The 15378-nt window shown below is 51.8% G+C and carries 17 protein-coding genes and 1 pseudogene; 12 read left to right on the top strand and 6 right to left on the bottom strand.

Annotation, left to right across the window (positions count from 1 at the left end; genetic code table 11):
* Positions 1 to 29: 29 nt before the first annotated feature.
* A complete protein-coding gene (locus tag SD71_RS10875; protein ID WP_041062626.1) occupies positions 30 to 353 on the bottom strand; it encodes a hypothetical protein in 324 nt (107 codons plus the stop codon).
* 357 nt (positions 354 to 710) lie between these two features.
* Positions 711 to 884 (bottom strand): hypothetical protein, encoded by a 174-nt coding sequence (locus tag SD71_RS23970; protein WP_161793378.1) that lies wholly within the window; start codon positions 882 to 884, stop codon positions 711 to 713.
* Between the two features lie 85 nt (positions 885 to 969).
* Between SD71_RS23970 and SD71_RS10885 the strand changes: the two genes are divergently transcribed.
* From SD71_RS10885 to SD71_RS10925, 9 genes are read left to right on the top strand one after another with little or no spacing between them, the layout of a single operon-like run.
* Positions 970 to 1281, top strand: a complete 312-nt coding sequence (locus SD71_RS10885; protein WP_326998737.1) for a type II secretion system protein E — start codon at positions 970 to 972, stop codon at positions 1279 to 1281.
* Entirely contained in the window at positions 1278 to 2018 is a 741-nt protein-coding gene (locus tag SD71_RS10890) for a type II secretion system F family protein (RefSeq protein ID WP_041062635.1), read from the top strand. The genes SD71_RS10885 and SD71_RS10890 overlap by 4 nt, the downstream gene beginning before the upstream one ends.
* Positions 1937 to 2866, top strand: a complete 930-nt coding sequence (locus SD71_RS10895; RefSeq protein ID WP_082034178.1) for a type II secretion system F family protein — start codon at positions 1937 to 1939, stop codon at positions 2864 to 2866. Before SD71_RS10890 ends, SD71_RS10895 begins: the two co-directional genes overlap by 82 nt.
* 32 nt (positions 2867 to 2898) lie before the next feature.
* The gene (locus SD71_RS25555) at positions 2899 to 3096 is read left to right on the top strand and encodes a Flp1 family type IVb pilin (RefSeq protein ID WP_052476154.1); all 198 of its coding nucleotides are present in this window, start codon (positions 2899 to 2901) and stop codon (positions 3094 to 3096) included.
* Positions 3089 to 3787, top strand: coding sequence for a hypothetical protein (locus SD71_RS10905; RefSeq protein ID WP_152619418.1), 699 nt, complete (start codon positions 3089 to 3091; stop codon positions 3785 to 3787). The genes SD71_RS25555 and SD71_RS10905 overlap by 8 nt, the downstream gene beginning before the upstream one ends.
* A 30-nt stretch (positions 3788 to 3817) precedes the next feature.
* Positions 3818 to 6097 carry a hypothetical protein gene (locus tag SD71_RS10910; protein ID WP_041062643.1) on the top strand — a complete coding sequence of 760 codons (2280 nt, stop codon included), beginning with the start codon at positions 3818 to 3820 and terminating at the stop codon, positions 6095 to 6097.
* The gene (locus tag SD71_RS22185) at positions 6060 to 7031 is read left to right on the top strand and encodes a TadE family protein (RefSeq protein ID WP_052476156.1); all 972 of its coding nucleotides are present in this window, start codon (positions 6060 to 6062) and stop codon (positions 7029 to 7031) included. Before SD71_RS10910 ends, SD71_RS22185 begins: the two co-directional genes overlap by 38 nt.
* On the top strand, positions 7028 to 7516 hold the full coding sequence (locus SD71_RS10920; protein WP_041062646.1) for an A24 family peptidase: 489 nt from the start codon (positions 7028 to 7030) through the stop codon (positions 7514 to 7516). The genes SD71_RS22185 and SD71_RS10920 overlap by 4 nt, the downstream gene beginning before the upstream one ends.
* Before the next feature lie 49 nt (positions 7517 to 7565).
* Complete coding sequence (locus SD71_RS10925) at positions 7566 to 9125, top strand: DUF6382 domain-containing protein (RefSeq protein ID WP_041062649.1); 1560 nt, start codon at positions 7566 to 7568, stop codon at positions 9123 to 9125.
* A 51-nt stretch (positions 9126 to 9176) separates the two neighbouring features.
* On the opposite strand, the gene SD71_RS24905 is transcribed toward SD71_RS10925, so the two are convergent.
* From SD71_RS24905 to SD71_RS10940, 4 genes are all read right to left on the bottom strand, one after another.
* Complete coding sequence (locus SD71_RS24905) at positions 9177 to 9290, bottom strand: DUF1731 domain-containing protein (protein WP_235427073.1); 114 nt, start codon at positions 9288 to 9290, stop codon at positions 9177 to 9179.
* 103 nt (positions 9291 to 9393) lie between these two features.
* Complete coding sequence (locus SD71_RS10930; RefSeq protein ID WP_235427074.1) at positions 9394 to 10083, bottom strand: NAD-dependent epimerase/dehydratase family protein; 690 nt, start codon at positions 10081 to 10083, stop codon at positions 9394 to 9396.
* A gap of 17 nt (positions 10084 to 10100) precedes the next feature.
* Complete coding sequence (locus SD71_RS24430; protein WP_041062652.1) at positions 10101 to 10523, bottom strand: hypothetical protein; 423 nt, start codon at positions 10521 to 10523, stop codon at positions 10101 to 10103.
* Between the two features lie 61 nt (positions 10524 to 10584).
* Positions 10585 to 11019 (bottom strand): DUF2621 family protein, encoded by a 435-nt coding sequence (locus SD71_RS10940; RefSeq protein ID WP_041062655.1) that lies wholly within the window; start codon positions 11017 to 11019, stop codon positions 10585 to 10587.
* A gap of 136 nt (positions 11020 to 11155) precedes the next feature.
* On the opposite strand from SD71_RS10940, the gene SD71_RS10945 reads away from it, so the two are divergent.
* From SD71_RS10945 to tkt, 3 genes and pseudogenes are all read left to right on the top strand, one after another.
* Positions 11156 to 12289 (top strand): deoxyribonuclease IV, encoded by a 1134-nt coding sequence (locus SD71_RS10945; RefSeq protein WP_041062658.1) that lies wholly within the window; start codon positions 11156 to 11158, stop codon positions 12287 to 12289.
* 44 nt (positions 12290 to 12333) lie between these two features.
* A pseudogene (purU, locus tag SD71_RS10950) lies at positions 12334 to 13232 on the top strand (formyltetrahydrofolate deformylase).
* A gap of 120 nt (positions 13233 to 13352) precedes the next feature.
* Positions 13353 to 15359, top strand: coding sequence for a transketolase (gene tkt, locus SD71_RS10955; protein WP_041062661.1), 2007 nt, complete (start codon positions 13353 to 13355; stop codon positions 15357 to 15359).
* Positions 15360 to 15378: the final 19 nt, after the last annotated feature.

Here is a 15378-nt window from a genome sequence, read left to right on the forward strand (position 1 = left end):
AACAACGGTTGAGAGAGAGAGAGAACAAGCTATGAGGCAGTCACCGCTTGAACATCGCAGGTTGTCAGAATTGTCCGTAGTTCACCAGCTTCATCAACTCCGAGCCGTAACGAGCGAAAAAACATCGTACCCCATACAAATCCTCCGCCTACCCACCAACTAATGACCACGAACCCGAGCAGCGCGACATTGATCGCTAAAAGATTGTGCAGAACCTTGTGCCACCACTCTGCTTTAATCTGCTCCCTAACTTCATCGAACACAGTGCCTTGCACCGGCTTATCATCGTCGAAATCGAAGCGAGAACGGATGTTGATGCGCGGCAACGGTTGATCGTTTTCGTACACGTTCATTTCTTGCCACTCCCTCCACATGATGAGCAGGTTTTATTGACCCAGCAGCCATTCTCCAATTCACGCACTTTGCCGTTACCGCCACAGTTTGAGCAGCTATCTGGACGTTTCGCCCATTCCTCGTTAGTGATCCAACTCATTTCGCCACCTCCTCGGTCATATCATCTATCGCTTCTATTTCAATAACTCGAAGGTATTTGCGCCATTTCAAGATGACTTTATCTCTTCCACTACGAAAGTATTTCCATTCGCAATTAAGCAGTTTTTCAAACGAAATAGGTTCAACGCACTCGTCTGGAATTTCGTAGTAGCCCGAGAAAAAGTATTTCCAGTTAATTACTTCAAAATATACACATCTCATTTGAGCGCCTCCAGTCGCTGCTCGATGTGCGTCAATCGGTCGGTTAAAACAGCTTTAATGGACTCTTGATGCTGACCCTTTTCGAGTTGCGTTTTTACGTCCATTAACATGCGAATGTAACCGAGTTTCATTGCTTCAGTGTCGAGGAAACCATTAGATTTTTTACCCATGTTGTCGCCTCCTGTAAAAATCAATCTTATACCTAATATGCACGATAGTAGCTTATCCACCGGCCATTCTAACGGAACCAGGGATATGATTTCCCGATTGGAGACCATGGTGCTTAGTGGAGCCGACCTGCCGGTGACGGTCGTCCGTCGGCAAATCGCTTCCGCGGTTGATGTCGTCGTTCATTTAAGCCGCTTCCGTGATTCTGCCCGCCGGGTGGCGGAGATTGCTGAAGTGAAAGGAGTGAAGGATGGTGAGGTTCAGCTTAGTACCTTGTTCCGTTTTGAAGAACGGGACGAAGTGCATGGACGGATCGTAGGGCAATTGGAGCGAGTCGAACCGCTCCACAATTTAAACAAGCTTAAGCACGCCGGACTTCTTAGGGAGCTAAGGGCATGACGGACTACCGGGTTTATCACCTTACAAAGGGCCAGAGGTTGTGGGCGATCTGTCTGGGTTGTTTCTTCTGTTTTGCCGGCGTGTGGCTCATGTACCGCCATGTTTGGATTGCGCTGACAGCGGCAGCGCTTGGGCTGCTCTATCCCCGCCATTATGCGAAGCGCATGGCTCAGAAGCGCAGGAATAGATTGAGGCAAGAATTCAAAGAAGCGCTTCACGCCCTGTCATCGCTGCTCGCTGCGGGACGATCCGTGGAGAATGCATTCCTTACCTTGGAGCAAGAACTTATTGTTCTAATCGGCGATTCTCGCTCAGATTTAATGATGGAATTACGTGTGATTGCGAATCGAATGCATAACGGCGAGACGTTGGAAGTTCCGCTTCAGGATCTTGCACGTCGTTCCGACTTGGAGGAGGTGAGGAATTTCACGGATGTGATCACCATTTGTAAAAGATCGGGTGGAGATTTAGTGGAAGTCGTCAGAAGAACCTCACAGCTGATCGGGGAGAAACTCGACATGGAACTTGAAGTGTCGGTATTGATTGCGCAGAAAAAATTCGAATCCCGGATCATGATGGGAATGCCTTTTGCATTTGTAGGAGCGCTGGGTTTTTTTGCCGGAGATTATATGCAGCCGCTCCATCAAGGAGCAGGATGGCTCCTGTTGACCGTATGCTTGCTGCTCTTGTCAGTATGCTGCTGGTGGATGTTCCGCATTATGGACATCAAGATATGAGCGCATTGATGATGGCTGGATGGGCGGGCTTGCTGCTGCTTTACGCGACTCTTCTGTTTGCGGCTTGGCAGAGAAAGCGAAGGCTTGGATCAAGCGGAAGACTGAATCTCATTACTGGCCCCTTTTACATTGTGCTGGAATACCGTCATCTTTTTGACCGACTGCAGCCGATTCTGTACAGAACGCAGCTGTCACTTGCCGTTCTGGGCGGAGGCGTTTGCTTGCGGGAGGGATTGATGGCTTGGACTGCGGAAAGTTTGGGAGCAGCGTATATGGCTCTGATGATTTGCGGCCTGCTGGGATTAATGGCGGGAAACGCTGCTTTATTCTTAATGGGGCTGATCATTGCGATATGCATTCCTGTACTGCGGGCGAAAGATCTCCGAAGCAAGGTGGAGAATCGCCGACAAGAGATATTGATGGAGCTGCCTGAACTGCTTAATCGCCTGCTGCTGCTTGTCAACGCGGGCGAGAATGTCATGCGGGCGTTAACCCGTTGTGCCCAACAGAAGTCAGGCTCCGGTCACACACTTTACACGGAATTGCAGGCGGCAATCGAATGCATGAAGCGCGGAGAAAGCATGAGTCTGGCGCTCGAGGAGATGGGTCGCAGATGCGCGGTTCCGGAGGTGAAGCTGTTCGCAACAACGCTGCTCATTAATGCGAGAAGAGGTGGAGAAACTTTCGTCCCGGCACTGAGGGAACTGACCACGCAGATGTGGGACAAAAGAAAAGCGGCTGCCCGCACGCTCGGCGAACAAGCCTCCTCCCGGCTTGCCTTTCCGCTGGCCGTCATCTTTCTGCTTATTATGGTGTTGGTCGGTGCGCCGACAATTTTGATGATGTAACCCTATCATCTCTTTGAAAGGATGGAATTAGAATGGTGAAGCTTTGTAAGCTGAGTTTTTGTGCTGCACACGGCTTTTGGCGAAATGAGAGAGGAATAGGCACATTGGAAATAGTGCTGATTGCAGCGGTCTTGATCATGGTGGCAATATTTTTTAAGGATTGGATTATGGAGTTTCTCGGAAATCTGATGGACTCTGTGGAAGGTAAAGCGGAAAGCGTATTTGAGTGATATGGGAAATTCCGTTAAACGTAGAAGACTGCTCTGTTTGAAGGACACTTCCGGTTCGGTCACATTAGAGGCGGCAATGATATTTCCTTGGGTTCTGATGATGACATTTGCATTGCTCCTATTTTCATTGTTTATCGCGCAAGGATCGCTGCTCTATTACACATCCGCGGTAACCGCTGAACGCTCCGCGTTTAACTGGTCGAATTCAGCCAAAGATTACACAACGGGCGGATACCCGGCCAACGACTTCGACGGTTTGTATTGGCGCTTGTCGGATGACGCGTTAGTGGAGGGGCTGTTCGGCCTCGCTGCGGAACAAGACGGCGTACAAGTGGAAATCAATAGAGATAGGAATGAGAACGAAGGGGCCTCTGCAGTGGACAAGCTAAAGAAAGCCGCATCCCGGATGCCCGAGTCTATTACGGGTATCATTCGATATCGGAATATCGGGTTGCAACGGCGAATCAATATTCAAGCCGGCAGCGGTTGGCTGCCACGGCCATTGGCCTGGGTGAGAGGAGATGATGCCGCCTCCTCTGACGTGTCTGCTTTAGTCGTTGAACCGGCTGAATTTGTTCGTTCCTTTGATCTGGTGCGTTATTATTCAGCGAAAATGAAGACGGCTCCCGAAGGAGCGGCCGGCTTTCGGGATCGGGCGGCAAGTGTTCTGACAAATCGGCGCAATCTATAAGTTTTATCGTTGGGGGGAGTGAGTCAGCCCTTGCAAAATAAGCGGAGCGGGCGTTGCAGGCAATCATGTTTCTACGAGTCCGGCGGGTCGGTGTCGATATACTTCATTGCCATTACCGCCGCGTTTCTTCTATTAACCGCGCTTCTCATCGACTTTGCGCGAGTTGCGGCATTTCGCAAGCAGGCAGAACTGGCGGTTAAGTCCGGTGCTCGTTCTGTTCTGTCTTCGTACGATCCGATCGTGTATGCCAAGTATGGCTTGTTCATCAGAGGCGGTGAACAAGCGGAATCGTTATTTCGTGAAACAGTGGAAGGCAATTCAGCGGCAGCAGTTCCGGGTGTTTTTAAATTTCTGGATACTCGCTGGGAACAGACAGATGTAGCCGAAAGCCGTCCTCTGGCCGAACACGATGTTTTTCGAAGGCAAGTGCTCGAAGAGATGAAATACAAGGCTCCCATCGATCTCAGTTTGGAAATAGGACAGAGGTTTCGAGGCGTAACCCATGCATTGAAGGAAGCAACAGCAACAGTCGATGTCTTGGAGCGAATGCGTCAGGCTTACGATCGCAGGGAAGCAGCGTTCGATGATGCACTGTCCAATCAGGAGCGCCTGGGCGAAGCGATCCGCCGTATGCTGGGCGACCAGATCACCTATCCGCCCGTCAACTTGAGTGCCGGCCAGCCGGTCGGGAGTGTACGGAATGTTGCGCAAGCGGCTTTGCAGTATGACGACTACGTTAGCAAACGGCTGCAGGATGAGGCCAGACGGGATGTGCAGCGAAGGAAACAGCAAGATAAAGGAAAAAACGAAAAAACCGCTGATACTTCTGCGGGTACGGAAAATGACGAAGGACCTCTTTATGAAGCAGTGACATCCGCATATGAGTCTGGTATTTTGTCATTGGCGTCGGCTCTAAGCCGGAATTCGGAAGCAATCCGAACGGAAACGGAACAATTGCTCACAGCAGCCGAAGAAGCGTTGTCTGAGACCAAAGACGCGAATGAACAGATGAGCAGGATTGCGGAGCAAGCCGTATCGATGTCCCCACAAACGTCCGGAAGCGAAAATAGGGAAGCGGCGGATTCCGTATTGACCAGCGAGCAGAGTCAGTCCATTGTAGAGTTGCGTCAGACCGTAGATCAACTTGTACTTGATCTGAACTTTTTTGAAGAGTTCAAAGCTGAAATACTCGTTCAAAAAACGGCTGGAGTCGATTTAGCGAACACAGCCGCTTCATTTTCATCCCTCGCTTACTCAGTGCCCGGATCTTCAGGCAAAAGCTCAGAGCTGAAAGCGGGTGCAAACCGATTGCAAACCGCTTACGCAGAATTTGTAGAAGCCTATGGCTCGGGCGGCTCTGAGCTTGAGGGGCGCAAGGCTGTTTTGCAAGCACATCGATCCCGCGACTCAGAACGAAAAGAGCAGGAACGGGAAGCCAAGGCGGCATGGGCGGGGGCAACGCGTTTTCTGGGTACGCTGGGTGGAATACCAGGCTCGGACGAAGAGAAAGCGGAATTTGAACAGTTGAACGGACTTTTTCATAACAATCTGGAATGGAATAATGAGCAGGCCGAATATGCCGAAGCCGTACATACGAACGATCCGGCCCGCGGGAGAGATAACGCGATGTCGGCTTCCTCAGGGTTGCTTGACATGCTTGAAGCTTCTTTGTTGGGAACGAGGGATCAGCTCTATTTCTCCGAATATACGATCTCCAGGCTGTCACATTATGATCCCTCTTATGTGAAGGATCTGCTAGGTGGGGGTGAAGCCCCACTGACATTACAACAGCAAGAGACGGAATACGTTCTATATGGACTCAACAATCCCGCAGCAAACATCGCAGCGGCATATAGTGAACTCTTCGGCTTCCGGCTCGCTGTTCGGACAATGGAGGGCCTGATCGAATGTCGTACACTCGGTCATCCCCTTCTCGTACTGGCCGCCGCGCTGGTCTATGGAATCCGCAATGCAATAATGGATATTCAACTGTTAATCCAGCAAGGCACGGTGCAACTCTCGAAATATGTAAAGATAGATACGGTTTACACGGATTATCTAAGGGTTTTCTTGCTTCTTCACGGCGGAACGTCAGCTCATACAGCGCGTGTGATTGCTGTTATGGAGCATAACACGGGAGTCTCGTTGAGCGGGGCTTATACGTATGTCAGCGGTGAAGGCCGCGCTTCTATAAGTTTATGGTTCTTTCCCGGTCTGTTACAAGTTTTGGGACGAGCAGGCAGTTTAGGCGGGACGGTGAAGGGGAGCCGCTATGAAAGCACGTATACCGCGGACAGTTCTTATCAGTGAAACCCGCTCGCGCGCCTCGGCAGGCGGCGTGACGCTGGAGACCGCTCTGATTATGCCGATGTTTCTTATGCTTGTTGTATTCCTGATATTCATGATCCAGACGTCAGTTATATCTATGGCATTGCATGGAGCTGTATCGCAGACCGTAAGACAAGCGGCGTCCGCATGGTATCCCGTTTCTCTTAGTTTGGAACAAGCCAGATCTTCCGAACTGAATAAACAAGCGGAAGAATTGCACGGCAAATGGCTGCCCGTCAAGGAAATGCTCACTGAATACGGTCATATGTTTCCCTCACCGATGAAGGAGTGGGCCGAACAAGCCTCTCAAGGGTCCTTTTCCCTAGAACAACAAGCGGCCGAAATTGCCTTTGGCGAATTGGCACGACAGTTTGTTGATCACAATGTATTGGACGATTCCAGGTTACATCTGGCGGCCGTCGATCTGCCGAGTAAGGATGACAGGGAGAAAGCTTATTTAACGCTGCAGGCCGAATACATTCTCCCATTCCAGGTGCCTTTTTTAGGGAGAAAGCTAGTCATCCGCGAATCTGCCAGGGAACGAGTGTGGATAGGCGGGAGCCCTTCACAATCCAAGCTTCAAGGGAAATCGGATCAAGCACTGGATATCACTTTTGTGTCGTTGGAACCGAATCCCGTCCGTCCCGGCCGAAAGGCAACACTAGTGCTGCGAACAACGCCGGGTACCCGGGTTGACCTGTCCATCTTGTACAAAAGCGGCATCAGCCAAGCCAAGCATTTGGGCAGCGCAGTGAGTGACTCATCCGGGCTCGTGTCTTGGACATGGCATGTATCAGGGAGAACAACTCCCGGACAGTGGAACTGGCAAGTCTCAAGTCCGGAAGGCGGAATGTGGCAGCAGTCATTCGAAGTGGCGGGCAGATCTGCTGCGGCCATGGGGGAGGTTGACGAATGAACATAGGGGTGCTGTCAGCGGTAAGTCTTTTGGTGATTGCCGCTTGTTGGACAGATTTCAAACTGATGCAAATCCCCAACCGGTTAAATGTTTTATTTATGGGCGGGGGACTGCTTTATCAAAGCCTAAGTGACGGTTTAAGCGGCATGGCATTCGCTGCAGCGGGTGCGGCTGCCGGCATGCTTCCTCTGTTGCTGATGTATTGGTTCGGCGGAATCGGCGGAGGAGATGTGAAGTGGTTCGGAGCATTTGGAGTATGGATGGGGCCGGCGTACACATTGCAGCTATTGGTCATTTCCATTCTTTTTGCAGGATCGATTTCGGTTGTTCTCTTAATTCTGCGAGTTCCTCTATTGCGTACACTGGCAGGGAGAATCAAGTGGCCTTGGGGTGCCCACCCGCTGAGTCTCGGACGCGGAACGCAATTTCCTTTTATGCTGGCTGTGGCTCCGGGCTATATCATTTTGTTGGGAAAAGGTTGGTGACGATATGGAATCCTTACGAACCCGTTTTGAGCAGCAAAGAGGCCACTATATGATCATAGAATCAGATCCCCCTCTGTCTCGTTATTCGATTAACGAAATCCAATTTCAGATGCTTAGCTCTTGTGCAATTCCCGGGTTACTTCCCATTGAGATGGCAGATTTGAACGGCTGCATTTCGTTAAGATACCGGCTATCCGGAACTCGAATGCTTACAGAATGCATGAGAACGGCGAATTGGTCGATGGCCGATATGATGAAGGCTGTATGCCGGGTCGCGGAAGTGTTGGAGGAATGCAGGTTATATCTGTTAGATTCCTGCCGGATCAAGCTGGAAGACGAGTTTATTTTTGCAGGAAGCGATTGGCAGGATTTACATTTCACCTATATCCCGTTATGCAATCCGGTGCTTGATAAGCAAGATGACTTGGAGCGTCTTGTCATTCGATGGATGATGAGAGTCACGGACCCGGATGGCGGTGTCATGCAAAATGTGTATCGGCTCGTGACATCCAAAGATTTTGTGCCTTCAAGCTTAAGAACATTCGCTCGGCAATACCTTGCTAATGTCATCGCGGCATCCGACAGTCCGCTATACGGCAGTGATGGTAATCGTAAGCGGCCGGGCAGTCAGCCGGCTGCAGGCAGTGTAAATCTTATATACGACCGGGATGAGTCCAGCGGCGAGTTACCCGCAAAAAAAGGCAACAGCTGGGGGCTCTTTCAGCCGTCGCCTGGCGATTTGCATTCAGTCTCTCAGATGCTCGGAGATGATTCCGCACCTTGGTTGAACGTCGGCGGCAACAGTCCAAAACCTGAAGATGATGCTGAAATTGCTGCACCTAAAATGGAAATAGGACGTTGGCGCACTATAATTGTCTGTACATCCTTGCTGGTGAGCGCTGCGGCGTGGAGATATTTCTATTTCAACGAACCGGGACAACAAAGATTATTATTCTGTATGTTTATTATGTTGACGGCAGGAGCGGGATTGATATACCTGTGGATTGGTCTGCCCCTTTGGGGGAACCGTAATCACGCAGCCGGTCAGCGAAAACTGGCTGATGTCTCGGGAAGTTGGGAAGACCTTTCGGCCGAACAGGAAGCTGAACGTAACGGCATGCCTCGATTTCCTGTTCAAAGTTCTCCATACATGGAACCGGGAACAGTTATTCCGTCGCCCGAACCCGCAATGACTGCTCGGAACAACAGTTATGCTTCAGATACGACGTGGCTTTCTGAGCCGGAAGATCGCACGGGATTGCTGACAGCCAATGATAGTATGCGGCCGACAGACTGTTATTTGGTTTGTGAAAACGGGGATGACGGCAAGCGTATCGCTCTTGTCGGACAATCGATGGTGATTGGCCGTTCTGATGAAGCAGCACAACATGTGGATACTGCATCCGGAATATCCCGCGCTCACCTTGAGATTCTGAACATTTCAAATCGTTGGAAGGTGAAAGACCTGGGTTCTAGGAATGGCAGTTCGCTGAATGATCAACCCATGGCTCCGTATGAATTGTACCCGCTCCAGCCCGGCGATCGTCTCGTGCTTGCAAATTCGCGTTATCGCTTTGAACAATCATCAACAAGCAGAATAACCTCATAAGAAGTCGAATTGCAAATTGGTGACTGCAGAATGTATACGAAAAAAAAAGCCCTAGCGGGTAATATCCCGCAGGGCTTCTTCTAACTTCGGAAAAGCAAATTCGTAACCGTGATCCAGCGCTTTCTGGGGCATCGCTTTTTGCCCTGTAAGTACTAAAGTGCTCATTTCACCCAGCACCGGCTTGAGTAGCCAGGCCGGGACGTGAAACCAATGAGGCCGATGCGTGATACGGCCAAGCATGCGGCCAAACTCATCATTCGATACGGGCTCAGGCGCCACACAGTTGACCGCGCCGGATACCGACTGCGTATCCATACAAAAAAAGAATGAGGCCCACCATATCATCCAGATGAATCCACGGCAGGCCTTGTCGCCCATTGCCCATCCTGCCGCCGCCGAACAGGCGATATGGCAGGCGCAGCAGCGGGAAAGCGCCGCCTTCACGGGCCAGCACCAGTCCGATCCTCAGCTTTACGAGACGCTGCACGGGAATTGCGTCTGCGGCTTTCTCCCAATCCACGACCGTGCGGCCAAGGAAGTCGGCGGGCCGCGCAGGAGAATTCTCGTCAAAGACTTCATCCCCCGAATGACCGTAAAGGGAGATCCCTGACGCGTTGACGACAACTTCAGGCGGGGAACTCATTCGCTTGACGATATCGGCAATCCGGGCAGCGGCATCCTCGCGGGATCCAACAATCCTAGCCTTCGCTTGCCCGTTCCATCGCTGGTTAATCGATTCGCCGGCGAGATTCACGATACCGTCGAATTTACCAAGGGCATCCGGTTCAGCGCTCCACTCCGCCCATGTGACATATCGGGGGTGAGCAAGAGCGGGATCGTGTGGAGTCTCCGCAGGTTTCTTCCTTGTCGCAATCCAAACCTCATCTCCACGCGACAGAAGCGCATGTGCCAGGGCGGTTCCGATAAACCCCGTTCCGCCGCAAATCATGAGCCGCATCCGCTCACCCCTCATTTTTACTGCTTATCGATGGTTGTAATCGTTCTTTGCTTAACCTGTTGACCGTCAACGTCCAAGGTTTCCTCCGTGAATTGGAACTGAACCTTCGTTCCTTCTTCCCAAGGAGTCACCTTTTCTACAATTTCAGGACTTACTTGAAAAGATGTTGCTCCCTCTTCGGTTTTAATTTCAATCGTATGGGTGTCGCTGACCCCGACAAATTCGCCATCGGTAATTTTAGCTTCCTGAGAAGCGGAAGGGCTGGCGCTCGGGCTTTCCACAGCGGCGCTTGCGCTCGCGGTCGGACTCGCGGATGTCGTCGGGCTTGCCGAAGCCGATGGAGAAGGGGAAGATTTCACGTTGTCACCGCTGCATGCAGTCAGCGCCAATGCGAGTACAGCCGTGCTTAATGCCATGATAGTCTTTTTGTTTGTGTTCATTCTGTAATGACACCTCCTAAGATGGTTAGACGAGATGGAAGTAGAAAGGTTTCGTTTTTTATTAACGCAGTAAATGATTGTAAGCGGAATAATCAATCTGGTTTTTGTCGAGAAAATCCATCAGGCTGCGGTAATCGCGCCGCGGTGTGGCGAGAATGTAACCTTCGATGCAATGTTCCCGGGTGACCTCCGATGCCCCGCTCTCAACCGCAAGCTGTCCGATCTTCGCCGCGATCGAGTGGCGGGCGATATCGCGGAACGGCGTGGGAACCGGGGAGACAAGCTTGTCCAGCATCGCTTTCGATTCGTCGGTCCACAGCTCGCGGCTTCGTTCCACCCAATAATTTTGCCAGTCGAGCTTCGATTTCCCGTCCCGCTGCGGCAGCACCTTCAGAAACTTGCGGAACATGAAAAAGCCGCCGATGCTCATAAATAAAACCAGCACGATCGTCCAAAACCATATGAAATACATAAACCAGTCCGGCGCACTTTTCAATAGAATCACCTCAGTTTGAAATTATAGCTCATTTCTAGATTTATTTCGATGTTCACGATACAATAAGTAATGATTGTTACACGAGGCCCGGGCATCGCTTGCAGGGCACGGAACGGCAGCCGAAAGGAGCTAGTATATGTTGAAGATTGGGTCTCATGTGTCTTTTTCGGGCAAGGGTTTGTTGAATGCCGCGAATGAAGCGGCAGCGTACGGTTCGAGCACCTTCATGATTTATACGGGAGCGCCTCAGAACACGCGGAGAAAAAGCGTGGACGAGCTGTACATTCCCGAAGGCAAAGAGGTTATGGCCGAGAACGGAATCAACGAGATCGTCGTGCATGCTCCGTATATTATCAATCTAGGTTCTTTTAAGGACCAGACTTATCGTCTCGCTGTGGATTTCCTGCAAGAGGAAGTGCGACGCACTCACAAGATCGGCGTTAAAAATATCGTGCTGCACCCCGGCGCTTTCACTGAAAAAGATGTCGACTACGGGATTGCCCGGATCGCCGAAGGTCTCAACGAGGTATTGGAAGGCACCAAAGAGACCGATGTGAATATCGCGCTGGAGACGATGGCCGGTAAAGGGACGGAAATCGGCCGCAGCTTCGAGGAATTGGCGAGAATCATCAACCTGGTAGAAGCGAATGATCGTTTGACGGTGTGCATGGATACGTGCCATATTCACGATGCGGGATATGATATCGTCAATGGCGTTGATGGCGTTCTTAAGAAGTTCGACGATATTGTCGGCCTGGATCGTATTGCGGTTGTGCATGTGAACGACAGCAAAAATCCGCTCGGCTCCGGCAAAGACCGCCATGCCGTTATCGGCTCCGGCATGATCGGTTATCAGGGCATCGCAGGCGTGGTCGGCCATGAGCTTCTGAAGGACAAGCCTTTCATTCTGGAGACGCCATGGATCGGCAAGTCCGCATCGACGGAACGTCCGATGTATGAAGCGGAAATCGCGCTGCTTAGACGCGATGCCGATGAGCGCTTCGGCGGCGAGTTCATGGAGGATGTCGAACGGCTGCATCACTTTTTCGATAAAGAAGACGTTCACCCGCGGCTGTATGTTATGAATTCGTGGGAGCAGCTTAAAGCTGCCGATGCGAAAACGAAAAAGGCGGATCCCCGCGAACCGATGGAACGTCTGTACGATATGTTGATCGAGAACCGGGTGTTGACGGAGGATTACAGCGAGGAGGCCGTCAACCAGCGGCTGCTGGCATGGCTGGCAGGCAAGGAATGGCTGGCAAGTCTGTAATCGGAAACACTTGTTGAGCGATATGGAGAGGAAGCGGAAGAAGCATGAGTCAGCAGCATTATCAGCCTCAGGAAGTGAAGCGCAGGGAAGACAAGAGCAACCGGGCGCGGATGCTCATCTCCTGTCCGGACCGCGCGGGAATCGTTGCGGCTGTGTCGCAGTTTCTGTACGAGCAGGGAGCGAATATCGTTCAGTCCGACCAATATACGATGGATCCTGAGGGCGGCATGTTTTTCATGCGGATTGAATTCGATCTGCATGATCTGGCGGACAGATTATCCTCGCTGCAGGAGGATTTCACACGCGTGGCGGACCGCTTCACAATGCGTTGGAGCATTTACCGCGCCGCCCGCCGTAAGCGCATTGCGATTTTCGTTTCGAAGGAAGACCATTGCTTGCTTGAGCTGTTGTGGCAATGGCAGGCCGGCGATCTGGACGCGGAGATCAGCATGGTCATCAGCAATCACGACGATATGAGAGGACTTGTCGAATCTTTCGGCATTCCGTATCATCATGTCCCGGTTACTCCCGACAAAGCGGAAGCCGAGAGGCAGCAGCGCGAGCTTACCTCCGGCAAAGTGGACCTGATCGTCCTGGCGAGGTACATGCAGATCATTTCCCCGAAATTTATCGAGCAGTTCCATAACCGCATCATTAACATACACCACTCATTCCTCCCGGCATTCGTCGGCGGCAAGCCTATCAACAAGCCTACGACCGCGGTGTCAAGCTCATCGGAGCTACGGCGCATTACGTAACGGAAGAGCTGGACGGAGGACCGATTATCGAGCAGGACGTGCACCGTGTCAGTCACCGCGACAACGTGAACGAGCTGAAGCGAATGGGCCGGCATATCGAGCGGATCGTGCTTGCCCGTGCGGTCAAATGGCATGTGGAGGACCGGCTGCTCGTCTATCAAAATAAAACCGTGGCTTTTGTGTAATATTACCATGGTCAGCAGGAAGAGGACCTCGTTAAGGGGTCTTTCTTGTACGGACGTGTAATGGAAATCCGAAAAAGACAATGTTACAATAGGCGGAATAGAATTGAGGAGGGTTATTGAATGACTGCTAGCGCGATTGACCGATTATCTATAACAACGATACGTACCCTTGCCATTGACGCTGTTGAAAAAGCGAAATCCGGGCATCCCGGAATGCCGATGGGCGCAGCCCCGATGGGTTATCAATTGTTTGCGAGAACGATGAAACATAATCCTTCGAATCCTGGGTGGATCAACCGCGACCGTTTCGTGTTGTCCGCAGGTCACGGATCGATGCTGTTATATTCTTTACTGCACCTGAGCGGATATGACTTGCCCCTGGAAGAGCTTAAGAAATTTCGCCAATGGGGGTCGCTGACACCGGGGCATCCGGAGTACGGTCATACTGCAGGTGTTGAAGCCACAACAGGACCTCTCGGCCAAGGCTTTGGTATGGCTGTCGGGATGGCGATGGCCGAAGCGCAGCTGGGTGCCACTTATAATCGCGACGGCTTTGAGATTATCAATCACTATACTTACTCCATCTGCGGAGACGGCGATCTGATGGAGGGGGTTTCCCACGAAGCCGCTTCGCTCGCTTCTCATCTGGGGCTGGGCAAGCTTATCCTTCTTTACGATTCCAACGATATCACGCTGGATGGCGAGCTGAATCTTTCGTTCTCCGAAAATGTGGGCAAGCGTTTCGAAGGGTATGGCTGGCAGGTGATCCGAGTTGAGGATGGCAACGACCTGACCGCACTTTCTAATGCGATTTCGCAGGCGCAAGCCGAGTCTCGCCGTCCTACGCTGATCGAAGTAAAAACGGTCATCGGCTACGGTTCTCCGAACAAGGGCGGCAAGGGAGGCCACGCGGGTCCTCACGGTTCTCCGCTCGGCACCGATGAAGCCAAGTTGACCAAGCAATTCTATGAATGGGATCACCCGGAATTCCATGTGCCGGATGAGGTTCGTGCACATTTTGCTGAAGTGAGAAAAGCGGGCGAACAAGCGAACGAAACATGGAACGCATTGTTTGATAACTACAAAGCCGCACATCCTGAGCTGGGCAAACAGTTCGAGTTGGCGGTTTCTCGCCGGTTGCCGGAAAACTGGGATGCCGACCTGCCTGTGTACTCTCCGGGAGATAAGGCCATCTCGACCCGAGTCGCTTCGGGTAACGCATTGAACGGGTTGGCGAAGAACGTTCCTTACCTGGTGGGCGGCTCTGCCGACTTGGAAAGTTCGACGATGACCAACATGAAAGGTCTTCCTGCGTTCAAACCGGGCAGTTACGAAGGACGTAACCTTTACTTCGGAGTACGCGAGTTCGGAATGGCTGCAGCGATGAACGGCATCATGCTGCATGGAGGCCTTAAAGTATACGGAGGTACCTTCTTCGTATTCACCGATTATCTCCGTCCGGCAGTGCGCCTTGCCGCCCTCATGAAATTACCGGTCACCTATGTCTTGACCCATGACAGCATCGCTGTCGGCGAAGACGGCCCGACTCATGAACCGATCGAGCAGCTGGCGTCGATCCGGATCATCCCGGATTTGACGGTCATCCGTCCGGCGGATGGCAATGAGACGTCTGCAGCTTGGGCGTATGCGGTGCAAAACAATGAAAAGCCGGTCGCATTAGTGTTGACCCGTCAAAACCTCCCGATTCTGGAAGGAACGGCCAATGCTCGTGAGAACTTGTCCAAAGGCGCTTACATCGTTTCTGAAGCTGCGAATGGACAACCGCAAGGCATCTTGCTGGCTACAGGCTCGGAAGTTCAACTGGCAGTCGCTTCTCAAAAAGCGTTGGCTGAGCAAGGAATACAGGTGCGTGTCGTCAGCATGCCGAGCTGGGATCTGTTCGATAAGCAGGATCAAAGATACAAAGACAGCGTGCTGCCGAAAAACTTGAAAGCCCGCCTGGCGATGGAAATGGCTCATCCATACGGATGGGATCGTTTTGTCGGCGATTCCGGCGCAGTCATTGGAATTTCAACTTTCGGAGCATCCGCTCCCGGTGACCGCGTCATCCAAGAATACGGCTTCACGGTGGAGAACGTTGTAGCCCAGTTCAAAAAATTGCTTTAATAGGGAGCAGGGGAGAACC

Origin of the sequence: Cohnella kolymensis (genome assembly GCF_000829465.1) — a bacterium.
Classification (GTDB): domain Bacteria; phylum Bacillota; class Bacilli; order Paenibacillales; family Paenibacillaceae; genus Cohnella; species Cohnella kolymensis.